The organism is uncultured Campylobacter sp. (assembly GCF_938045345.1).
Taxonomy (GTDB): domain Bacteria; phylum Campylobacterota; class Campylobacteria; order Campylobacterales; family Campylobacteraceae; genus Campylobacter_B.
Genome location: NZ_CALIMS010000012.1, coordinates 1 through 20,849, shown reverse-complemented (window position 1 = coordinate 20,849; position 20,849 = coordinate 1). Strand labels below are relative to the sequence as shown.

Below are 20,849 nucleotides of genomic sequence, written 5' to 3'. Positions count from 1 at the left end.
CTCTACCCTCCTACTTTTTTAACTCTCGTATTTCTTTATACTTTTTTTCAATTTTCCTATTAACCAGCACTAGAGCAAAACACAAAGCAATCATTCCTAATCCGCTTAAAATCAAAATAAATACTTTTGCCGTTTCGTAGTTATTTAATAACCAACCGCCAAGCGAAATCATTAGCCCGACGATTATGCCCAACCAAAATCTAAGCGTCATCAATCTTTCTTTTGCTTCGTCTAATTTAGACATCTTTATCCTTTATTTCGGGATTATAACATTATTATCAAGCATTTACAAGACTAAATTTATGCCCGAAATACGCCAAACGAATAAATATATCATCCATTAATCGCTACTTTGCCTAAATTTAGGCTTCGCATAACAGCTCCTCGTAGTAATTTTTAAGCGAGCTAATATAATTTTGCAGCGTCAAAGTTTGCTTGAACTTGGCGTGTTTTTGCGCAAAAGCCCGGGCGTATTTGCCGTAAGTGCGGTAAATTTCATCGATTTTGGCGCCCAGATCCACCGCCTCGCATAAAAACTCCTCGCTTAAAATTTCCGAAATTCCGCCCACGCGGGTAGATATCAGCACGGGCGAATAAAAAATACCTTCGATCAAAATCACCGGAAAGCCCTCCTTGCGCGAGCTGATGACGTGCAGGTGCGACGCAGCAAGAGCCGTCGCGACGTCGTCGCAAAAGCCGCATAGCCGCACGCGGTCCTGCAAATTTAGCGAATCGATTAAATTTTGTAAATTTTGTCTCTCGCCGCCTTGACCGTAAATTTTAAGCTCGAAATCGAATTTCAGCTCGCTTGCGGCGCAAATCAAAAGATCAAAACCCTTTATCTTATCGAGCCTGCCGACCGCTACGATGCTAAATTTAAAATTTTCCGCCGCCGCGCTTGCGCCCTGTTGCGATATGAATACGCTACTAGTCTTATTTTGCGATGCGTCCGCATCCAAAGCCCTATCTTGCGACACACCCGCCCTGCCAGGCATATCTTGCGACGTGTACGCAGCGTCAGCCATATTTTGCGACGCACCCGCAACGCCGGCCGAGTCGCCGCGCGCACCCTTTGTTTCCTTGGACGCCACGTTTGCGGCACCCTCCGTGTCCTTGCAGAGCGCGAAAATTTCATGATTTGCAAACTCACGCCGCGGCTCTATGCCGAAATATATCACTTTCGCGGCGTGATTTATCGTGGTTGCGACCTTGCGCGAGGCTGCGATGACGTTTCGCACGCGATCGAAAACGGGCGCCTTGCGGTCGTTGTGCTTGGTCGCGACAAGCTTAAGGCTTAAAAATTTTTCGACCACAAAGCCGATTTGCGCGGCTTTGGCGCCGTGCGAATGTAAAATTTCAAATCCGCCCGAGCGTAAAAACCGATAAATTTCAGCGAACAAAAACGGATTGTAGCGCTTGTCGCGGCTTTTGTACTCATAAATTTGCACGCGCGCATCCAGACGCTGTAAAAACTCGCACCTATCGGGCACGATGAGCGCCGCGTGCTCGCTTTTGCAAAGCTCATTTAGCGAGTCGATCACGATCTTTTCGACGCCGCCGTAAAATCTGGAGCAGCAAAGATAGGCGATTTTCATCTATTTCTGCCCTTCCTCATCTTCAAAATGAAGCTAAAAAGCCCCTGCCTGCCGCTAACCATGATGCGCGGAATTTCAAAATTTGAGTAGTGAGGGCGCAACACGTCGTTTTGGGTCGTAACGGCGCAGCTAAAGCCCGCCTTGCGCGCGCAGCGCACGCTAATCTCGTCATAAAAGCCGAACGGATAGGCAAAGGCGCTGCAAGGGACGTCAAATTTCGCCTCTATTTCGCGCTTTGATTCACTCATCTGACGCAGCTGCTCTGCCGCGTCTAAGCTAGGTAAGTTCGCGTGATCGAGCGTATGCGAGCCGATCTCGATGAGCCCGCTTTGCAAAAGCTCGCGAACCTCATCGTCGCTTAGCATCTCCTCGCGATTTAGCTCATCGCTTGATTTTTTCAGATCCTTATCGGTCGCCCAATTCCCCTCAAAGCGCCGGTTCACGATGAAAATCGTCGCCTTAAAGCCGTATTTTTGCAAAAGAGGCAGGGCGCCCGTAAGATTATCGCGATACCCGTCGTCGAAGGTAATGCAAACCGCCTTTGCGGGCTTTTTATCCAAACTCGCAAGCTCACTTAGAGTGTAGCTCGTAAAGCCGTTTCGCTTCAGCCACGCAAGCTGCTTCTCAAACGCGGCGGGCTCTACGCGCAGACGGTTAAATTTAGAGGCGCGCTTTGGCAGATGCTCGCGGATCATATGATACATCAGCACGCGCGGATACTCGTAAGGTTGGTCCTTCGCCCACCACGCAAAGCGCAGGCAAAACCACGCAAAAAGCGCCGCAAAAGCCAAAACCGCCGCGTAGATCATCGCTCGATCCTTACGCGATAAGCCAAAAAGCTCAAAATCGTAGCCAGACTTAGCGCCGCAAAGGAGATCTGATAGACCGCGTTTTTGAAAAACAGCGACGCGCACCAAAGAAGCAGCAGCGTTAAAAATGCGATCCTCCAGCCGCTAGGCGCGTTTTCGTAAAAAAATTTTTTCATATTAAACTCTCATAAACCTTTATCGTTTTTTCTACCATCTGCTTTAGGCTGAAGTTTTGCGAAACGTAGCCGTAGCCGTCAAATTTCAGCTCGCGCGCGGGGGCAAACAGCCCCGCTAACGCCTGCGCGTCGCCCGCGTCAAAAAAATAACCGTTTTCGCCCTCTCTTACGATATCCAGCGCGCCGCCGTGGCGCGTCGCAATCACGGGGCAGTTTAGCGCTATCGCCTCAGCCATCGAGCGCCCGAAGCTCTCGGGCTTGCTTGAAGCGCTTACCGTGACCGACGAGAGCGAGTAAATCTCGGCTACCTTGCTCTGCGAGCCTGCAAAAATTACGCGCTCGCAGAGACCAAGCCCCTCTACGAGCGATTTTAGCTCGGAAAAATACTCGTCGCGATCCGCTCTCGCGCCGCCTACGATCAAAATTTTAAGCTTTTGTTCGCTTGCCAAAGCCGCGGCGCGGATCAGGGTTTTGTAATCCTTAATCTGCGTAATGCGCCCAACGCCCGAGACGATGAAATCATCCTGCGCGAGGTTAAAATTCTGCCGAAATTCCGCAATGAAGCGCTCGTCTAAATTTTTGGGATTAAATTTTTCTAGATCGATGCCGCGCGGAATGATCGTGATCTTGGCCGCATCTACGCCGTAGCTTCGTACCACGTGATCGCGCGCATAGCCGCTAGGACAGATGATCGCGTCCGCATCGGTCATAATCTTGCTGTAGAAATTTACAGAATTTATCCCATGCACGGTGCTTACGATCTTTGCACGCGGGCGAGCAAATTTAACCAGCCACGCCGGCACGCGGGAGCGGACATGCACGATGTCTGGAGTGATCTCGCTTAAAATTTTACGTAGCTTTAAAACGCGCGACGGAACGCTTAGGATATCTTTAGAGCAAACGTCGAGCTGCACGTGCACGCCGCCCTCGTTTTCTATCTCGGGCGCCAATTTGCCGCCGTTACTGATAACGAAATTTTCGATGCCGCGCCGTGCAAACTCCCTATTTAGCTCGACTACGCCGCGCTCGACGCCGCCTTCGTTCAGCTCTGGCAAAATTTGCACGACCCTCATAACTCTATCTCCCTCACAAATTCCTTCAGATCGTACTTTGCGGTCTTTTTTAGCTTCACGCCCTCGCTGTAGCGCCTAGCGTAGCCCGTAGAAACGAGAGCGCTTATAAAATCGTCAAATTTATTATGAGCGTCTTTACGTTTCAAACTCAAAATGGCTACGTTCGCGCGACCGCTAGATACGGCCTCGCTTATCATCGAAACGCTGTCCTCACTGATAAAAACCCACTCGCACTGCGCCAAAAAATCGCCGATCGGATTTACTGGCTCGCGGCTGTAAATCACGCTGTAATCCCAGCTAAGCTTGGCTAGCGCGCTCTCGGTAGCCCGCGGTGTGCGCGGAGAGGTCGTTAGCGCAAACTCGCAGTCCGCAAACCGCGCCCTTACGCCCTCTATCTGCTTTAAAATTTCATCCCCCATCTCAAAGCAGGAATTCGGCCCGCCGATGATAAATCCGATGGATTTGCGCTGCGGCTTATACAGCCCCGGCGGGCGCGAAAAACTAAGCGAGACGGGCGAAATTTTAAGATTTGCACGCGGCTCTGGGCGATCGTGCGCGCCTGCTATGATGATGCTAAAATCCTTGCGGTAGCCTTTCGGATACATCAGTGCGACGCTCGGCCTAGCGTATCTGCGCGCGTAAAATTTCAGCGCGTAATAGCTCGTAGAGCCCGCGCCTACAAATAGATCGAAATTCGCGAAATTTAAATTGCGATCCGCCGCGGCATCTAAATTTGCGCTATCTGACGCGACGGGGCTATTTAAATTTGATCCGTTTTTGTAGTCCGCCGCCGTGCCGCTTCCGCCAAGGTCGCACTTAAAAATTTTAAAATAAAGCCCGAAAAAATCAAGCGCGTAGGAGCAGAGCTTAAGAAGCTTGTTTGCGTAAGCGATCCTACAAATGCAAAACTCAAGCCCTTTTAGCTCGCAAAATGCGATGCTTTGGTTCTCATGCCCCTTGCGGCCGTCGCTTAAGATGAGCGCTTTTCGATGCGGAGTTTTTGGGGCGGACGGATTTGCATCGGAGTTTTCGCTGTTTAAATTTAACGACCTGCTGCCTGCGTGCCACGCGCAACCTGCAGCGCCCGATTTTAAATTTTTACCTCTAAAGATTTCACGCCGCAAAGTGCAAGAGGGGCTGCCGCAAATCGATATGAAATTTTTGAAATTCGAATTTTTGCCATCTCGCGCGGCGGCGATCGCTACGAAATTTTTGCGATTTAAAATTTTAACGGCGCGCGCGGCGTTACTTAAATTTACGGCGCTTTGCTCTTTTTCAAAAAGGCGCAAGCCCTGCGGCGCGGATAAATTTCTCGCGATGCCCTGTCTGCTCTCGCCTCTTGAAATTTGCCGCGCCATCAGTCCATCTTCCAACGTTTGTGTATCCAAAACCACTGCTGCGGCGCGGTTCGCACAACCTCTTCGAAAATGTCGTTGCACTTTTGCGTGATAAATAGCTCGGCTTCGTCCTTATTTAGCCCTTCAGGTAGCGGCGGGAAATCCTTGATCACGATCTCATAGCGATCATCCTCTCCGCGACGCGCAAAAATGGGTATCAGCACGGGGCAAAATTTCAAATAAAGCGACGCGATGGTCTTCGTGGTGTAGCACTGCCGTCCAAAAAAAGTCGTAATCAGGCTATTTTTAGGGCCTGGCTTTTGATCGGGCAGAATGCCTACGTTGCGCCCCTGCTTTAGCGCCTGCACGAGTCTGCGCATCGCATCGTCCTTGTAAATGAGGTCGTTGCCGTAGCGCTCGCGAAACGGCGCCACGAGCCGCTCTTCAATCAACTCATTATCGCTGCGACGCCCGACTACCGAGACAGGAAAGCCATTGGCGCCGAAAAAATTAGCTAGAATTTCCCAATTTCCAAAATGCGCCGTAAAAAATAAAATCCCGTGCGGATTATCACCTTTTAGCTCTCGGACGCGCTCTAGCGCCTGCTCGCCGTTTGAAATCAGATCATCAAATTTTAGTCTGCCATTGTAAAATAAAAGCGTATCAGTAAGCGTCCTAGCGATACTGCGAAAATTCTCGATCGCAAGAGCGTGAAGCTCACTTTCGCTTTTTTGCGGATAGGCGGCGCGAAGGTTATCCTGCGCGACTTTAACGCGCCTACTAAGCTTCCACGATGCGAAAAGTGCGAGCTTATCGAAAAATGCGAATATGAAGCTTTTCGGCGCGAATTTTGCAAATTTTATCAGACCCAGCGCCAAAAAATATTGGATTTTTTCCTTCATAAAGACCTCGTTTTAAATGCGAGATTATATTGAATTTTGGCTAATTAGTAGCTAAAACGCTATTTACCGAGGCAAAAATTGCTAAACATTTCGTCTAGAATTTCGTCTCGCTCAAATGGACGCGAAATACGTGCAATCGCCTCAATCGCGCGATTTATCTCAAATGCAAAAAGCTCAAGTTCGCCGCAAGCCAGGCGCTCGCTCGCATTTTTAAGAGCCGCAAGCGCGCTCTCGCAAGATAGAATTTGCCGCTCGTTGCTTAGCATAAGGCCATCGAAATTTTGAGAATTTAAGTAGCTCTCAAGCGCGGTTAAAATTTTATCCACGCCCTCGTTTGCAGAAATTTCAAGCGGCGCAAAAATGGAATTTGCCTGGGTATTTTGCCCAGCGGAATTTATTGCAGAGCTACTAGGCGCGATGGAATTTGCAGAATTTTGTTTGGAATCATCCTGAGTAAAATTCCCCGCAGCACAGCTTGCAGTAGCGCGCTCGGTATTTGGTGCCACTAGTCCCGCTTTTGCGGCGTAATTCTGCCCCACCAGATTTATGGAATTCGCAGGAGTTATTTGGCCTGTAGGCGCGAAATTCGTGAAAATAGAATTTTGCGCGCTTAAGTCACGCTTTAAATTTTTAGCTTTTAAATTCTGCGCGCAGGAATTTAAAGAAGCGTCGCAGGTCCGACTTTGCTTTAAATTTTCGGCTGTGAAATTCTCTGATATGGGATTTTCGGCTGTGAAATTTTTTTCAGAAAAAGCCTCTAAATCCTCGCCAAGATCCTCCGCGCTAGGATGAAATTTACGCGGCAAGTCGCATTTATTTAAAACGTAGATGATTTTTTTGCCTTTTTGTTCGCGCAATATTTTTAGGATCTGCGCGTCCTCAGCATCCCATTCGCGGCTTGCGTCAAACACTGCCAAAATCACGTCCGCCTCGCTTGCAGCGCGAAGCGAATATGAAATGCCGATACTTTCGAGCTTTGAGCCGCTGTGTCTGATACCTGCAGTATCGACTATACGGATTAGATGAGTGCCTATCTGCAGGCTTTCTTCGATGAGATCGCGCGTAGTGCCCGCTTCGTCGCTCACGATAGCGCGACTAAAGCTCAGCATAGAGTTTAAAATGCTTGATTTACCGACATTAGGCTTACCCACAATCGCTACTTTAAAGCCCTCGATTAGCCCTCTTCGGCTGCGGCTGATGCGAGTGATTTTTCCCAGGCTTTTTATATTTTCATCCAGCATCTTTTGCGAGCTTTGCAGCACATCAGAAGGCAGATCGTCCTCTGCGTAGTCGATGCAAACCTCGACAAAAGCTAGCGTCTTAACCAGAGCCGCGCGCAGATTTGCGACGAAGTCTGCTAGCTCGCCGCGCAGGTTTCTAGCTAAAATTTTAGCCGCACTTTGCGAGCGCGAATTTATAAGATCGCTTATGGCTTCGGCTTTGCTAAGATCCATTTTGCCGTTTAAAAACGCTCGCTTACTAAACTCACCCGGATTTGCTATGCGCGCACCCAGAGCCAGTACGGCATCTAATGCCAAGGATGAAGCCGTAAAGCCGCCGTGGGTCTGCACTTCTACGACATCCTCGCCGGTAAAGCTATGCGGAGCCTTAAAATATATCAAAATCGCCTCGCCGAACGCTTCGCCGCTCGCGTCAAAAAGATTCACAAGCGTAGCATAGCGAGGTCGCAAAAAACTGCGATGTGAAAGGCTTAGAGCGATAGATAGCGCTTCCTCGCCTGAAATTCTAACTATGCAAATTCCGCCGATGCCGTGAGCCGTAGCGATAGCGGCGATAGTCTCGCTCACGATTAGCTTTTTTCGTCTACGATGACGATTTTGCCGCTACGCGTGGATTTGATGCCCACGAAACGATCTGGATATGCTTGTTTTAGCTTGTCGGCTACGATTTTGATAAATGCACCGTCAAAAGCCTTCGTGACGATACGCTCATTTCCAGAGCGCTCCACGAGCGCATTTACATAAGAATCGATAAATCGTTCTTGATTTTGTAAAAATTCCGCGATTTCAAAAACCACAGCAAGATCATATCTAATGCTGATCCAGTTATAAATCATATACGAAAGTGCCTTGTAGCGGTGCCCCTCTTTGCCTATCAAAAGCGCGCTATCCTCGCCTTGTAGCTTGATATAGACGGTATTTTCGTCTATTTTGCTAACATCGCTAACTTCGATATTAAACTCGCTTGATCTAAAAAGCGCAGATAGCTTCTCTTTGATATCGGATAGAATTTCATCCGTCACAACGCCCTTTTGCTTTTCTTTGCGATGTTTAGAATGCGTGGTGCGAGGACTTTGAGACTCTGATTTGTCGCTCTGCTTTTTCTCCGCTTTGCCGGTTTTGTTTTGAGAGGCGTTAAATTCCGGATTTTCACTAAATTTTTCCCCTTCCAAAACCGCTTCTATAATAGCATTTTTTTTAAAAAAGCCCAAAAATCCACCGCTTGGATGCTGCAAGACGCGCACGTTAAGCTGCGTTACTGAGCATCCAAGCTCAGCTGCTGCTTTATTATATGCGTCTTTTAAATTTTCTGCTTCAATTATCATGACTTTTTCTCCGCTATTTGAGCTTGTTTATGCCTAGCAAAGGCCTTGTTTATGACGTATTGCTGGATAATGGAGCAGAAATTATTTACCGTCCAGTATAACGTAAGACCCGCCGGGAACATTACGAAAAATACCGTAAAAATGAGCGGCAAGAATTTCATCATCTTCTCTTGCATCGGATCGGTAAACGTAGTCGGCGTAATCTTTTGCTGTAAAAACATCAAAATTCCCATCGTAATCGGCAGGATGTAATATGGATCTTTAAGCGATAGATCATGGATCCACAGCGCCCACTCCGCGCCCTTTAGCTCGATCGCATTAAGTAGCACGCGGTAGATCGCGAAAAATACCGGTATCTGAAGCAGTATTGGCAAGCAGCCGCCCATCGGATTGGCACCGTTTTTCTTATACAGATCCATCATATGCATCTGCAGCTTTTGTTTATCGTCCTTGTATTTCTCCTGAAGCTCCTTCATCTTAGGCGCCAGATCTTTTAGCTTATTCATCGATAGCATTCCCTTGTAGCTTAGCGGGAATAAGATTAGGCGGATAATGAGCGTAAGCACGACGATCGACCAGCCCCAGTTACCGATATAGCCGTGCAACCAGTTTAGAAATTTAAACATCGGGCGGGCGATGAAGGTAAACCAGCCATATTCGATAATGTGCGTAAGAGCAGGATTTATCGAGCTTAGCGTCGCGTGATCTTTCGCGCCGATATAGCCCGTAAGACTAAGATCGCCGTCCGAGCCTATGAAAACCTGCGAAATTTTATCTGCGTCAGTCACGGTCGCATTCAAGCTCTCTCCGTAAAATAGCGTTGTATAATAGCGATCGGAGCTTGCAGCGATATTTGCGCCACTTATTCGCTCATTTTTATCCACATCGCCATCTTTAAAAATTTCTACGCTTTCGCTTATAGCTCGCGAGCCAGTAAAAAATGAAGCGATTTTATCTGAAATTCCAGCTTCGCCCGGTTTTCCTACGATGACGCCATGAACCGTATAGCTATCTACTTCTACGTTCGGACGCGAGCCGGGGCTGATAAAATAACGCGCATTGCCGCTTAACTTCAGATCCAATTTATAACTACCATTTGGATAAAAGGTAAGAATTTTATTTATGCTAACGGCGCCTAAACTTTGACTTAACGTAACACTAGCCTCTCCATTTCGTGCGTCAAGCTCATTAGATGAGGCGCTGTAAGGAGTATCGAAAGCCATCGCATTCAACGCCGTGTCCTCGAAGCGCATCTCAAGCGGTTTAGAATGTGATTTAGGATCAATTAAATTTATCGCATCGCCGTTTTCGTCACGGAATTTAGCATCATTTAGCGCATACGAGCTTATGCGACCGAGTCCGTCGATCGTAAAATTTGCTTCTTTACCGATCACGCGTACTAACGGTGCAGAGATGGAATTTACGGTATTTAAATTCGCTCCCTGCGCGCTCACGCCAGCGGCAGTAGTTTGCGGAGCGGACTTGGCGGCATTTTTTTGAGCGATTTGCGCCGCGGTTGCGTTTGCCTCTATTGCGGCGCGAATTTTTGATAAATAAAAATGATCGTAAGCTACAAAAAATATGAGCGCAGTTGCTATTGCGATAGCAAGGCGCTTTGATTGAGGAAGTTTATCTAGCACTATTTTCTCCTAGTCGTATGACGTAATATCTATTTTTTTTATATGGTATAAACCAAAGCTTAAATTTCTGCGCGCGTGCGTTAAAGCCGCCTTCGCAGGCTTTTGAAAATACGCAAAATTTGAAATTTCGCGCGATTATCGGATAATCTATGCCGCCGCTAAAGAGCGGATTGCATCTTAAAATTCTAGCCGTTACAGCGCAGAGCGCGCCAAAGACGCCGTTAAACTTAAACTCATAAAGCGCGTATTCCGAACAGCTCGGATAATAACGGCAACAGCGCGGTAGCAAAGGCGAAATAAATTTTCGATAAAACTCGATCACGGCTATAAAAAATCTCTTCATTTTACTGCGCCGATCTTTTTAAACGCCCATTTTAAATTTCGCTCGATCTCTTCAAAACTCATATCTATGATCTGCTTTTTTGCGATTAATATAAAAATTCCGCTAACAATGGCGTCTTTTTGATTATAAAACGCTGCGCGCAGAAGCCTTTTGGCGCGATTTCGCACGACTGCGTTGCCTATTTTTTTGCTGGCGACCGCGCTAAATTTACGCTCTTCGCTAGCTAAAAAATACACAACAGCGCATTCGCAATGCCACTTCGCCGCACTTTTATAAACCTCCGAAAAAACCCTGCTATCGCTTATCGCAGTAAATTCGCCTACGCAGCCAATCTTCTTCTGCCTTTAGCACGTCTTGCACTTAAAACTCTGCGACCGTTTTTTGTTTTCATGCGGACGCGAAAGCCGTGAGTGCGCTTTTTAGGGGTATTGTGGGGTTGGTACGTTCTTTTCATAACTGTTCCTTAAAGAAAATGTAAAGTGGAGATTTTATAGAAACTTTACTTAAAAACCGATAAACAAAAGCAGCCCTAGCGCCGATAAGCGTCGCCTTGCAGCTTTTTACGGCGCAGTTTTAAGTCCTTCTCATTTTTATTGTTTCGCTCCTTGATGTCTTGCATCGGCTGCTTTTTCATCGAAAAATCATCGTGGTCGCCTACGCCTTTTGATTCACGTTGCAAATTATTTTGCAGGCTTTGCCGATCTAATTCATTTTTTTGACGATTTAGCAGAATTTCACTATGGTTTTTCTCAAATTCTGATTGTTTATCGTCCGCAGCATAAGCGCTGGCGCCAAGGCTTACTGCACCATCTTGCGCACTTAGTACCATAGAATCAGCAAATATCGCGCCACAAAGCAGCCAAAATATCAAAGCCTTTTTCATTTGCGTTTAAATTTACCTGCCATCGCGCGATAGATCGCCGCCTCGTTTTGAAGCGTTAAATATCTTTGATTTAGCTCGTTTATCTTGGCATTTACGGCGTCGGTGCGGGCTTCTAGCATATCCTTCAGCTCACTTGAGCCAGCTTCGTATTTCGCAGCGTAAAGATCGGCAATGCGCGCCTTTTCATCGTAAGCAGCGCTTAAATTTTTAAGGCTAGCCAGATTGATCTGGTAAATTCTATATAAATTTAGCACCTCATTCGTAGCGTTAGAGAGCGTCTGTTCGTAATTTACGACGTTTTTGCGAAAAGCGATCTCCGAAATTTTAAGGCGGTTTTCAACCCTCGCATAATCCAAAAACGGCAGACTTATGCTTACGTTGCCGCTTAAAAAATTTAGCTTGAAGCTATCGTTAGCGCTCACGCCTTGCCCGTTAGTAAGCCCTGCGCCCAAATTCACGCTAGGAAAGAAATTTAACTTAGCGGTCTGTTCATCATAAAAACTGGAATTTAACCTAGCGATCGCAGCTCTAATATCTGGACGGTTAGCAAGCGCCGTGTAGGGCACATTTAGATCAACGCCTTGGAATTCTATGGAATTTATCGAATCGGTGTTATCATCAAATTGCAAGCTGGAAGAGATGAGATTTCTCATATATTTATGATTATCCTCGATATTTTTTTGAATGCTTAAGACCTTGTTTTCAAGCCCTAGGATAGAATTTTGAATCTGCCTGTAATCTAGCTGTTCGGACTTGCCGTAATCGTATTTTGCCTTGATTATTTTTTCGATCTCGCGGTAATCGCTTAAATTCTGTTTTGTCCATTTTAGCGAATCGTTTAAATAAAGCATCTCGAAGTAGCCGCTTACGACAGAATTTATAAGAGTCAGGCGAGTATTTTCAAGGTCAAACTCGCTGGCTTTAGCGTTCCAGCCCTCGGCATTTACCGCCGAGCGGATCTTGCCGAAAAGATCAAGCTCATAGCTTACGTTAAAACCAGAGCTATAGGTTTTGTTCCAGTTCGAGCCGGTGCTTATGTCGCGATTAGCGCCCGCACTCCACGAGCTGCTTAGCGTAGGAAAAAGATCAGCCCTGCTTAGCCCTAAATTTGCATAAGCACTCTCAACGTTTAAAGCCGCTGTTTTTAGATCATAGTTATTCGCAAGAGCTTGATCTACAAGCTTATTTAGGTATGATTCGCCATATTTTTTATACCACAGCGTATCGATTTCATAGCTTGCATTTTCGTCCTTGAAATGCTCTACAGGTTTAAATTCGACCTCACTTTGATTTGAGGCACAACCGCCGATAAAAACAGCTAAAACGCCGCTTAAAATTACTTTGGAATTTATCATTTTCTCTCCTTGTTTATTCTTGTGCTAAAGCATCTATCGGATTTAATCTGCTGGCGTTTCTTGCCGGCAAATAGCCGAAAACTATACCGATCGCGGACGACGCCGCAAAGGCGATCACGAAAGGTGCGGTAGTAAATTTCATCGCAAAATCGGGGCTTATGGTATTAAACGCAAATCCAAGCGCTAAAGCGATTAAAATTCCTAAAGCTCCGCCGAGCGAGCAAAGCAAGATCGCCTCTATCAAAAACTGCTGCAAGATATTGGATTGCTTCGCGCCGATCGCCATCCTGATGCCGATCTCGCGCGTGCGCTCGGTGACGCTTACGAGCATGATATTCATCACGCCGATGCCGCCGACGACGAGTGAGATCACCGCGATTGATGAGATCAGAATCGTCATCGTGCCGGTAGTGCTTTGTATTGTTTGTTTGATAGTATCTGCGTTCATCGTATGAAAATCCCGTGAGCCGTGTCTTTGGATAAGTAGCTGGGTTAGGCTCTCTTCGGCTACTTGAGTATTGACATCGTCTTTTATTTTGATGGTGATAGAGCTGATTTTTCGATTGCCCGTGATTTTATTCATCACGGTTGAGTACGGCGCGTAAATTCTTAAATTTTCGTTGCTTCCGAAAGCGTTTTTATCCTTGCCCGAAACTCCTATGATCTTAAGTGGCTTACCCGAAAATAAAATCGTCTTGCCGATAGGATCGGTGTTTTTGAAAAATGTTTTTTTGGTGTTTGGATCGATAATCGCGACAGAGGCAGAATTTTTAATATCATCGTCACTAAAATTTCTACCATCTTTTATATCTATGCCATTAACCGCCAAAGAATTCACGCCACCACCGCGCAGTTGAGCCTTGGAGCTTAAATTCGCATAGGTTGCCGTACCGCTTGCAGAAGCATTTGGTGTAGCGTAATCGACGTAGGGCTGGCGCGCCAAAACTTTAGAATCGCTTATCGTAAGGGTGCTCACAAAGCCCGCTCGCACATCGCCGAAATTTTTACCGGGAAAGATATCGATCGTATTGGTGCCAATTTTACGGATCTCGGATAAAATTTTTTCCTCCGAACCCTTACCGAGAGCTACTACGCAGATGACGGAGGCAATACCGATGATGATGCCTAGCATCGTCAAAATCGATCTTAGTTTATGCGAAAATATCGCGCTAATGGACATTTTAAAGCTTTCGATGAGCTGATCTTTGCAAAATATAAAGGAATTTTTCGTTTTAATCTCCTCTTTTTTGCGCTCAAAAACCCGCCCAGCTTTTCTTTTATCACTTAAAATTTTACCGTCTTTTATCTCGATGATACGATCCGCAAATTCCGCAATATGCGCATCATGCGTAACTATGATGATGGTGTGGCCCTCTTTATGCAGCGCCGTTAAAATTTGCATCACCGTCTCGCCGCTTTTGCTATCAAGCGCGCCGGTGGGCTCGTCCGCCAAAATCACTTCGCCGCCGTTTATTAGAGCGCGAGCGATACTTACGCGCTGCTGCTGTCCGCCGCTAAGCTTGCTCGGTAAATTTTTGATGCGATCGCCAAGCTCCAGCTTATCCAAAAGCTCCACCGCCCGTTTCGTCCGTTCGCTTGCCACTACGCCCGCATACACCGCAGGCAGCGAGACATTTGCGGTCGCGTCCATCGTGGCGATGAGATTGTATTTTTGAAAGACGAAGCCGAATTTTTTACTTCTAAGCGCCGCAAGCTCGTCGCCGCTTAAATTCGCAGTCTCGCGGCCCTCGATCTTGTAGCTTCCACTGCTTGGCGTATCGATGCAGCCGATTATATTCATCAGAGTCGATTTTCCGCTTCCCGATTGCCCGATTATCGATATAAACTCGCCCGCTTCGATATTTAAGTTTACGTCCTTTAGTACGTGGATTTCGTTATCGCCGAGAATGAATTTTTTGTTTATATCTTTAAGTTCTAGCATCTTCACACCATAAAATTCTCTAAAATACCATCGGAGGCCCGTCCATATTTAACGGCGCGGCTTTTCCGTCAGCGATGAGCACCTCATCTTTTTCATCAAGGCCGCTTAAAATTTCGGTATTCAGATCGTCGCTAACGCCCGTTTTTACGTATCGCTGCTCGGGCTCTTTGCCGTTAAGTACCGTGACGTAATCACCTCCCCCGTCGCGCTTAATGACGGAGGTAGGCAGGTAACTCGTATTGTTCGCTTCGCTTACGATTATGTTGTTTTCAGTCGTCATACCGATCTTTAAAAAATCGTTTTTGTTATCCACGAGCATCTTTGCGTAAAAATAGATCGCGCTGTCGCTGCTGCTCGAAGAATAGGACGAACCGCTAGAGGTTTTATCGTACGTCCCGTCGCTAAGCGTGGTAAGACCCGGATCGATCTTGTAAATTTTAGCCTTTTTGATATTATCCAGATCCGATAGTATGGAGTATTCTACGTCCATTCCAACCTTTACTTTGGATATATCGCCCTCTGCGATCTGCATCTTGATCTCCATCTTGCTTAGATCGGCGATCTTTACGATCGTAGGCGTAGTTTGGTTGGAATTTACCGTTTTGCCCTCCTCTACCGGCATCGAAACGATCGTGCCGCTTATCGGAGCCGTGATCTTGGTATAGCCGAAATTTGTCTCCGCCGTGCTTAGCTGAAGTTTGGTCTGCTTGATCTGCGCCTCGATCTGCTTCTGCTCGGCCTCTTTTAAAGCAGCGCTATTTTTGGCATTTTCCACCGCCTCTTTGGAAGCGGCGTTTCTTTTATACAACTGCAGCTCGCGGTTATACTGCGTTTTAGCGTTTTCCGCAGCGATCTTTGCCGAAGCTAAATTTGCTTCGTGGATCAGAAGCTGCGCCTTTTGCTGCGCGATCTCGTTTTCTTGCGTGACGGAATCGATCTGTGCGATCATATCGCCCTTTTGAACCTTATCGCCAACTTTGACGTAGAGCTTTTTGATCTGACCGCTTACCTGCGCGCCCACGTCGACCAAATCCCTGGCATAAACCTCGCCCGCAGCCGTCACCGTGCCTCTGATGCTGCCCTTCTCAAGCCTTGTGGTAAGGGCCTTCGGCGCTTCTTCTTGCTTAAAAAATTTGCCGTATAAGAAATATATCGCAATGACTATGAGCAGGGTAAAGGCGATAAATTTCAAGGTTTTTTTCATTTTGCCAACTTCAAATAAAATAAGGGCTAATTCTAATGTAAAAATATAAAATTTTAGTTAAATACTAAATTCTTTGCTCGCGCACGGCGTAAAATTTCATGATCTTTTTATGCAAAATAAGCGAAACATAAATCAGCGCCGAGCCTGCAAGCAGGCGCGCTAGATCGGCATCCTTTTGCCAAAACACTAAATTTACGACGATCGCTGCGGGAATGAGTGCGTTATTCATAATCGCAAGCACGCCGCTATCGACCTCGCACGCGCCTTTGTTCCACAAAAAATACCCTAAAGCGCTAGCTACCGTGCCCAGATACACGATCACCGCGCCTTGTGAGAAGCTGGGATTAAATTTAGAAAAATCCCCGAGCACGATCGCGGCAATCGCCGTAACCGCGGTAGCTCCGACGAAAAAATAGCCGAAAAGCTCCTTCTGCTCGCTAAAGCCGTGGCGCTCCAGCATAAATTTATACGCGCTCTGTCCGAGCCCGAAGCATAAATTTGCGCCTTGCACGAGCAAGAAGCCAGTCAAAAACTCGGAGTTTATCGCGCCGAATTTAATCACCAAAGCCCCGAGCACCGCGACAGCGACGCTGAAAAGATATAGCGCGCGAAATCTAAGCTTAAGCGCGTCGTAAAGCAGCGTCACGTAAAACGGAGTAAATATCGTAAAAAGCGCCACTTCATAGACCTTCAAATACGCAAAGCTGCGGTAGTAGAAGATATACATCACGCCGATCTGCACGGCGCCCACGGCGCAAATTTTAAGCGCCAAGGCTAGATTTACGCCACGAAATTTCATAAACGGCAAAAAGCAAATTAGCGCCAATGATACGCGCGAAAACGCCAAATACGCGCTATCTATGCCGCGCAAAAACTCGCCTATCAGCGAGAAACTAAAAGCCCAAATACAAGTAACCAAAATCAGTTTTTTCAAAACGTCCGCCTAAGCTTTAAAATTTAGGCGGAATTTTATAAAATTTTAGTTGAATTTGGGATTTAAATTTCGCCCGCGCGGCATAAATTTAGGTTTTTATTTATTTTAAATGTGTTAAAATTATCCGATTTTTGAAATTTAAGGGTAAAAATGAACGATGTTTCGGTTATAGTTCTTGCCGCAGGACTCGGCACTCGGATGAAGTCGCAAAAAGCTAAAGTTCTTTTCGAGCTTTGCGGCGAGCCGATGATAATCCACATCCTAAAGAAAGCTTACGAAATTTCAAACGACGTGAGCGTGATTTTACACTATCAATTCGACGAGGTTAAAAGCGCGGTTTTGGCGCACTTTCCAAACGCTAAAATTTACAAACAAGACCACGAGCACTTCCCGGGCACTGCGGGCGGACTAAAAGAGGTCGAAATCCGTGGGGAAAAAACGCTCATAATCTGCGGCGATATGCCTTTGGTAAAAAGCGCCGAGCTTCGCAAACTCTGCGAGGGGGACGCGGAAGTAAATTTAAGTGTTTTTAGCGCGCGCGATCCATTCGGATATGGCCGCGTAATCACCAGAGGTGGCGAAATTTTAAAGATCGTCGAGCAAAAGGACGCAAACGAGGAAGAAAAGGCAGTAAAAGACGCAAACGCAGGCTGCTACTGCTTCAAAAGCGAGGCATTGAAACAGATTCTGCCGCAGATCAAACCAGATAACGCGCAAAAAGAATACTACCTCACAGACGCGATCAAAATCGCCAAAGATATGGGCTTAAAATGCGCCGCCGTGTGGGTGAACGAGCAAAGCTTCATGGGCATAAACGATAAATTTGCCCTCAGCATCGCCGAAAATTTAATGCAAAACGAGATCAAAGAAAATTTGATGAAGCAAGGCGTTTTGATGCGCCTACCGCAAAGCATCTACATCGACAGTAGAGCAAAATTTATCGGCGAATGCGAGCTACAAGAAAACGTAAGCATCATCGGTCCTTGCGTGATCGAAAGCTCACTCATCAAAAGCGGCTGCGTCATCGAAGATAGCATCGTAAAAAACTCCGACATCGGTCCGATGGCGCATCTGCGCCCAAAATGCGAGGTTACCGGCACCCATATCGGAAATTTCGTCGAACTTAAAAACGCAAAAGTAAACAAGATCAAGGCGGGGCATTTAAGCTATCTTGGGGATTGCGAGATCGATGAGGGCAGCAATATCGGCTGCGGCACGATTACGTGCAACTACGACGGCAAGAAAAAATACAAAACGATAATCGGCAAAAACGTCTTCATCGGCTCGGATACGCAGCTAGTAGCGCCCGTGCGGATAGCCGACGACGTCATAATCGCCGCGGGCACGACGGTTACAAGCGACGTTCCGAGCGGCGCGCTGGCGATCAGCCGAAGCAAACAAATCAACAAAGATGGGTTTTTCCATAAATTTTTTAGGAGCGAAGATGAGTAAGAAAAAGGTTTTACTGGCGGTTTGCGGGAGTATCAGTTTTTACAAAGCGTTTGAAATTTTATCCGCTCTGAAAAAGTCGAATTTCGACGTCTATGTTGCGCTTAGCGACGGCGTGCAGGAGTTTGTCAGCTACAAGGCATTCGAGGCGCTGTGCGATCACCCGGTACTTTGTAAAGCCAACGAAAACTGGCAAGCGGGCGTCAACCACATCGCTTATTCTAAGGTGGATTTGGTTTTGATCGCGCCTGCGACGGCAAATACTATAAACAAGCTCGCTTGGGGCGTCTGCGACAATGTATTTTTAGAGGTGCTAAACGCGGCTTTCGCCCACGCCAAGGTGGTCATCGCGCCGGCCGCGAACCCTGCGCTACTTGAAAACAATATCACGAAAAACTGCATCGATATGCTAAAAGCGAGCGTCAATGCGTATTTCGTGGATCCGGTAGAAAAAACTCTAGCTTGCGGCGACACCGGCAAGGGCGGGCTAGCGAGCACCGAGGCGATCATGCAGACGCTAAAGCGCGCGCTTTACAACGATAAATTTTGGGAGGATAAAACCGTCATCATCACCGGAGGCGCGACGATCGAAAAGATCGATAGCGTGCGCGGCATTACGAATTTCTCTAGCGGCAAAACCTCCAAAGCGATTGCCGACGCACTGTTTTACCTAGGCGCGGACGTGACGCTGATCTCTAGCAACGAATATGAAAATTTACCGTACAAGCTCGTTAAATTTGAAAGCACTATCGGGCTAAAATCGGCGCTTGACAGCACAAAATTTCCAGACGGCGCGTATTTGATAATGGCGGCCGCGGTAAGCGATTACTCGCCGAAGGTGCGCTATAAAGATAAGGTAAAAAAGGCGGAGATCGGCGAAATTTGGAATTTACGCCTGGGCGAAAACGAGGATATCTTAAGCTCCGTGCGCGGAAATATCAAAAAGGTAGGCTTTAAACTCGAAACCGACCGCGAAAATGCCGTCGGCGAGGCCAAACGCATGCTAAACGAAAAGCATCTCGACGCCGTCTGCCTAAACGTGCTGGACGACATCATCAAGCTCGGCGGCGACGTCCTTAAGGTCACTTTCATCACGAAAAACGATCAGGTCGTAATCGACACCGCGCCGAAGGACGAAGTCGCCCTAAAAATCGCGGCTGAGCTGAAAAAAATCTGATCCGTGAATAGCCTAAATCATCTAGCCCTCGTGATGGACGGCAACGGGCGCTGGGCGAAAAAGCGCGGTCTGCTGCGCACCGGTGGGCACGAAGCGGGCGCAGAGGTCGTGGAGCAGATCTGCGAGTTTTGCATCGACGAAGGCATCGCAAACCTCACGCTCTACGCCTTTAGCACCGAAAATTGGAAGCGCCCGAAAAGCGAAGTGGAATTCTTGATGAAGTTGCTTCAAAAATTCCTAATTTCGCGCCGTGAAAAATTTATCCAAAACGGGATAAAATTCTATCCGATCGGCGACATATCGGCTTTTAGGGGCGATCTGCGAAGCGAGATCGAATATCTTTCAAATTTAACTCAAAACGGGCGAGCGCTAAATTTTAACCTAGCTATCAACTACGGCTCGCGAGACGAGATCGTGCGAGCGTACGAGAGGCTGCTTGCAAGCGGCGAACGACTAAGCGAAGCGGGCATCGGCGCGCATCTGGATACCGCGCACAGCGGCGACGTGGATCTGCTGGTGCGCACGGGCGGCGAGCAGCGGCTGTCGAATTTCTTGCTCTGGCAGGCGAGCTACGCCGAGCTTGCGTTTACGCCGACGCTGTGGCCGGATTTCAGGCGCGAGGAGCTTGCACGCATAGTGGATGATTTCCGCCGCAAACAGCGCCGCTTCGGCGGTCTTTGAGCTACGGCGCAGTCGCTCTAACGGTCGCTTTAAATTTTAAAATTTTAATTTGCAGAACCTGTTGCTACTTGTCAAGGACTTTTTAATCAAAATCATCTTTTTTTTCGTCCGATTTTCTCCTAAGCTCCCTCAACATTATTCTTGTCAACTTATCTTGCATTGTTTCTGTCGCATTTTCATTGAAATGGACAGCAACCTCATAGGTGGTCTTTCCAATCTTTCTCTCTGTGCTAATGCCGTTTTTATCCTTATTTTTCAGTTCTTCCATAAATTCTCCTTTCCGTTTTTTGGATTTTTGACAACAAAAAAAGGAAATATCGGCAATTTGCTTTTACTTCCTCTTGGTAATATCCTATTTGATTTTTTTACTTCGACAAACTGGAATTTGCAGAGACATAAAGCCTTAAAAGGTTACACTAAATCCTGCCCCATTTTATACGCTTTTTCCAAATAGGATTGGAATGTTTTGTCATGATGTTCTTTCTTTGCATCCCCATCAAACATTGTCCAATCGTATATGCTATAATCCTTAACTTGAACAGTATTCCCACATACGAGTACATTGGTTGGACCTACGAATCTTTCAAATGAGTATTTGTGCTTTGGGATCAAATCACCATAAAACCCACCTTCTTCATATGCACTATCCTCACTGTTGCTTGTTAAAATAAAAAGTACCGGTATCAAGTGTTCATTGTAGGATGGTTTTTCAAGATTATATGTGAGTGATTGGAAAGTTAATCGTTCAAATAAGGCTCTGAAACTTGCGGTCACATCGCCCAT

23 protein-coding genes are annotated in these 20,849 nt (G+C 46.8%); 3 read left to right on the top strand and 20 right to left on the bottom strand.

What is annotated here, in order from left to right; all coding sequences use genetic code 11:
- Positions 1 to 10: 10 nt before the first annotated feature.
- From Q0144_RS03080 to Q0144_RS02995, 18 genes are all read right to left on the bottom strand, one after another.
- On the bottom strand, positions 11 to 244 hold the full coding sequence (locus Q0144_RS03080; protein ID WP_298053642.1) for a hypothetical protein: 234 nt from the start codon (positions 242 to 244) through the stop codon (positions 11 to 13).
- Positions 245 to 362: 118 nt separating this feature from the next.
- Positions 363 to 1,595, bottom strand: a complete 1,233-nt coding sequence (locus Q0144_RS03075) for a glycosyltransferase (RefSeq protein WP_298061611.1) — start codon at positions 1,593 to 1,595, stop codon at positions 363 to 365.
- Entirely contained in the window at positions 1,592 to 2,404 is an 813-nt protein-coding gene (locus Q0144_RS03070) for a polysaccharide deacetylase family protein (RefSeq protein ID WP_298061609.1), read from the bottom strand. The genes Q0144_RS03075 and Q0144_RS03070 overlap by 4 nt, the downstream gene beginning before the upstream one ends.
- Positions 2,401 to 2,580 carry a hypothetical protein gene (locus Q0144_RS03065; protein WP_298053651.1) on the bottom strand — a complete coding sequence of 60 codons (180 nt, stop codon included), beginning with the start codon at positions 2,578 to 2,580 and terminating at the stop codon, positions 2,401 to 2,403. Before Q0144_RS03065 ends, Q0144_RS03070 begins: the two co-directional genes overlap by 4 nt.
- Positions 2,577 to 3,653, bottom strand: coding sequence for a glycosyltransferase family 4 protein (locus Q0144_RS03060; RefSeq protein ID WP_298061607.1), 1,077 nt, complete (start codon positions 3,651 to 3,653; stop codon positions 2,577 to 2,579). Before Q0144_RS03060 ends, Q0144_RS03065 begins: the two co-directional genes overlap by 4 nt.
- Positions 3,650 to 5,041, bottom strand: a complete 1,392-nt coding sequence (locus Q0144_RS03055; RefSeq protein WP_298061605.1) for an ELM1/GtrOC1 family putative glycosyltransferase — start codon at positions 5,039 to 5,041, stop codon at positions 3,650 to 3,652. Before Q0144_RS03055 ends, Q0144_RS03060 begins: the two co-directional genes overlap by 4 nt.
- Positions 5,011 to 5,892, bottom strand: a complete 882-nt coding sequence (locus Q0144_RS03050) for a lysophospholipid acyltransferase family protein (RefSeq protein WP_298061603.1) — start codon at positions 5,890 to 5,892, stop codon at positions 5,011 to 5,013. The genes Q0144_RS03055 and Q0144_RS03050 overlap by 31 nt, the downstream gene beginning before the upstream one ends.
- A 59-nt stretch (positions 5,893 to 5,951) precedes the next feature.
- Positions 5,952 to 7,700 (bottom strand): tRNA uridine-5-carboxymethylaminomethyl(34) synthesis GTPase MnmE, encoded by a 1,749-nt coding sequence (mnmE, locus tag Q0144_RS03045; protein WP_298061601.1) that lies wholly within the window; start codon positions 7,698 to 7,700, stop codon positions 5,952 to 5,954.
- Between the two features lie 2 nt (positions 7,701 to 7,702).
- Entirely contained in the window at positions 7,703 to 8,458 is a 756-nt protein-coding gene (locus tag Q0144_RS03040; RefSeq protein ID WP_298061599.1) for a Jag N-terminal domain-containing protein, read from the bottom strand.
- Positions 8,455 to 10,098, bottom strand: coding sequence for a membrane protein insertase YidC (yidC, locus tag Q0144_RS03035; RefSeq protein ID WP_298061597.1), 1,644 nt, complete (start codon positions 10,096 to 10,098; stop codon positions 8,455 to 8,457). Before yidC ends, Q0144_RS03040 begins: the two co-directional genes overlap by 4 nt.
- Positions 10,088 to 10,441 carry a membrane protein insertion efficiency factor YidD gene (gene yidD, locus Q0144_RS03030; RefSeq protein ID WP_298061595.1) on the bottom strand — a complete coding sequence of 118 codons (354 nt, stop codon included), beginning with the start codon at positions 10,439 to 10,441 and terminating at the stop codon, positions 10,088 to 10,090. The genes yidC and yidD overlap by 11 nt, the downstream gene beginning before the upstream one ends.
- Positions 10,438 to 10,746, bottom strand: a complete 309-nt coding sequence (gene rnpA / locus Q0144_RS03025; RefSeq protein ID WP_298061689.1) for a ribonuclease P protein component — start codon at positions 10,744 to 10,746, stop codon at positions 10,438 to 10,440. Before rnpA ends, yidD begins: the two co-directional genes overlap by 4 nt.
- Positions 10,747 to 10,760: 14 nt before the next feature.
- The gene (gene rpmH, locus Q0144_RS03020) at positions 10,761 to 10,895 is read right to left on the bottom strand and encodes a 50S ribosomal protein L34 (protein WP_005873223.1); all 135 of its coding nucleotides are present in this window, start codon (positions 10,893 to 10,895) and stop codon (positions 10,761 to 10,763) included.
- Positions 10,896 to 10,970: 75 nt separating this feature from the next.
- Positions 10,971 to 11,324, bottom strand: a complete 354-nt coding sequence (locus Q0144_RS03015; RefSeq protein WP_298061593.1) for a hypothetical protein — start codon at positions 11,322 to 11,324, stop codon at positions 10,971 to 10,973.
- Positions 11,321 to 12,679, bottom strand: coding sequence for a TolC family protein (locus Q0144_RS03010; protein WP_005873225.1), 1,359 nt, complete (start codon positions 12,677 to 12,679; stop codon positions 11,321 to 11,323). The genes Q0144_RS03015 and Q0144_RS03010 overlap by 4 nt, the downstream gene beginning before the upstream one ends.
- 13 nt (positions 12,680 to 12,692) lie before the next feature.
- The gene (locus Q0144_RS03005; RefSeq protein WP_298061591.1) at positions 12,693 to 14,621 is read right to left on the bottom strand and encodes a MacB family efflux pump subunit; all 1,929 of its coding nucleotides are present in this window, start codon (positions 14,619 to 14,621) and stop codon (positions 12,693 to 12,695) included.
- A 19-nt stretch (positions 14,622 to 14,640) separates the two neighbouring features.
- A complete protein-coding gene (locus Q0144_RS03000) occupies positions 14,641 to 15,825 on the bottom strand; it encodes an efflux RND transporter periplasmic adaptor subunit (protein WP_298061588.1) in 1,185 nt (394 codons plus the stop codon).
- Between the two features lie 64 nt (positions 15,826 to 15,889).
- Positions 15,890 to 16,759, bottom strand: a complete 870-nt coding sequence (locus Q0144_RS02995) for an EamA family transporter (RefSeq protein WP_298061586.1) — start codon at positions 16,757 to 16,759, stop codon at positions 15,890 to 15,892.
- A gap of 150 nt (positions 16,760 to 16,909) precedes the next feature.
- On the opposite strand from Q0144_RS02995, the gene glmU reads away from it, so the two are divergent.
- The 3 genes from glmU to uppS are packed head-to-tail and all read left to right on the top strand — an operon-like array spanning position 16,910 to position 20,066.
- Positions 16,910 to 18,211 carry a bifunctional UDP-N-acetylglucosamine diphosphorylase/glucosamine-1-phosphate N-acetyltransferase GlmU gene (gene glmU, locus Q0144_RS02990; RefSeq protein WP_298061583.1) on the top strand — a complete coding sequence of 434 codons (1,302 nt, stop codon included), beginning with the start codon at positions 16,910 to 16,912 and terminating at the stop codon, positions 18,209 to 18,211.
- Entirely contained in the window at positions 18,204 to 19,385 is a 1,182-nt protein-coding gene (gene coaBC, locus Q0144_RS02985) for a bifunctional phosphopantothenoylcysteine decarboxylase/phosphopantothenate--cysteine ligase CoaBC (RefSeq protein ID WP_298061580.1), read from the top strand. The genes glmU and coaBC overlap by 8 nt, the downstream gene beginning before the upstream one ends.
- A gap of 3 nt (positions 19,386 to 19,388) precedes the next feature.
- Positions 19,389 to 20,066, top strand: coding sequence for a polyprenyl diphosphate synthase (uppS, locus tag Q0144_RS02980; protein ID WP_298061577.1), 678 nt, complete (start codon positions 19,389 to 19,391; stop codon positions 20,064 to 20,066).
- Positions 20,067 to 20,148: 82 nt separating this feature from the next.
- Here the strand turns inward: uppS and Q0144_RS02975 are convergent, their stop codons facing one another.
- Together Q0144_RS02975 and Q0144_RS02970 are read right to left on the bottom strand one after the other, a co-directional pair.
- The gene (locus Q0144_RS02975; RefSeq protein ID WP_298061575.1) at positions 20,149 to 20,334 is read right to left on the bottom strand and encodes a transposon-encoded TnpW family protein; all 186 of its coding nucleotides are present in this window, start codon (positions 20,332 to 20,334) and stop codon (positions 20,149 to 20,151) included.
- A 143-nt stretch (positions 20,335 to 20,477) separates the two neighbouring features.
- The coding region (locus Q0144_RS02970; RefSeq protein ID WP_298061573.1) for a hypothetical protein at positions 20,478 to 20,849 on the bottom strand (372 nt) is incomplete at its 5' end.

Coding starts and splice junctions, on each gene's coding strand:
- Q0144_RS03065 (WP_298053651.1), bottom strand. CDS start 2,580: ATGAAAAAATTTTTTTACGAAAACGCGCCTAGCGGCTGGAGGATCGCA.
- Q0144_RS03040 (WP_298061599.1), bottom strand. CDS start 8,458: ATGATAATTGAAGCAGAAAATTTAAAAGACGCATATAATAAAGCAGCA.
- Q0144_RS03015 (WP_298061593.1), bottom strand. CDS start 11,324: ATGAAAAAGGCTTTGATATTTTGGCTGCTTTGTGGCGCGATATTTGCT.
- glmU (WP_298061583.1), top strand. CDS start 16,910: ATGAACGATGTTTCGGTTATAGTTCTTGCCGCAGGACTCGGCACTCGG.
- Q0144_RS03070 (WP_298061609.1), bottom strand. CDS start 2,404: ATGATCTACGCGGCGGTTTTGGCTTTTGCGGCGCTTTTTGCGTGGTTT.
- Q0144_RS03080 (WP_298053642.1), bottom strand. CDS start 244: ATGTCTAAATTAGACGAAGCAAAAGAAAGATTGATGACGCTTAGATTT.
- rpmH (WP_005873223.1), bottom strand. CDS start 10,895: ATGAAAAGAACGTACCAACCCCACAATACCCCTAAAAAGCGCACTCAC.
- Q0144_RS03050 (WP_298061603.1), bottom strand. CDS start 5,892: ATGAAGGAAAAAATCCAATATTTTTTGGCGCTGGGTCTGATAAAATTT.
- Q0144_RS03005 (WP_298061591.1), bottom strand. CDS start 14,621: ATGCTAGAACTTAAAGATATAAACAAAAAATTCATTCTCGGCGATAAC.
- Q0144_RS03075 (WP_298061611.1), bottom strand. CDS start 1,595: ATGAAAATCGCCTATCTTTGCTGCTCCAGATTTTACGGCGGCGTCGAA.
- Q0144_RS03010 (WP_005873225.1), bottom strand. CDS start 12,679: ATGATAAATTCCAAAGTAATTTTAAGCGGCGTTTTAGCTGTTTTTATC.
- yidD (WP_298061595.1), bottom strand. CDS start 10,441: ATGAAGAGATTTTTTATAGCCGTGATCGAGTTTTATCGAAAATTTATT.
- coaBC (WP_298061580.1), top strand. CDS start 18,204: ATGAGTAAGAAAAAGGTTTTACTGGCGGTTTGCGGGAGTATCAGTTTT.
- Q0144_RS02975 (WP_298061575.1), bottom strand. CDS start 20,334: ATGGAAGAACTGAAAAATAAGGATAAAAACGGCATTAGCACAGAGAGA.
- Q0144_RS03000 (WP_298061588.1), bottom strand. CDS start 15,825: ATGAAAAAAACCTTGAAATTTATCGCCTTTACCCTGCTCATAGTCATT.
- Q0144_RS03060 (WP_298061607.1), bottom strand. CDS start 3,653: ATGAGGGTCGTGCAAATTTTGCCAGAGCTGAACGAAGGCGGCGTCGAG.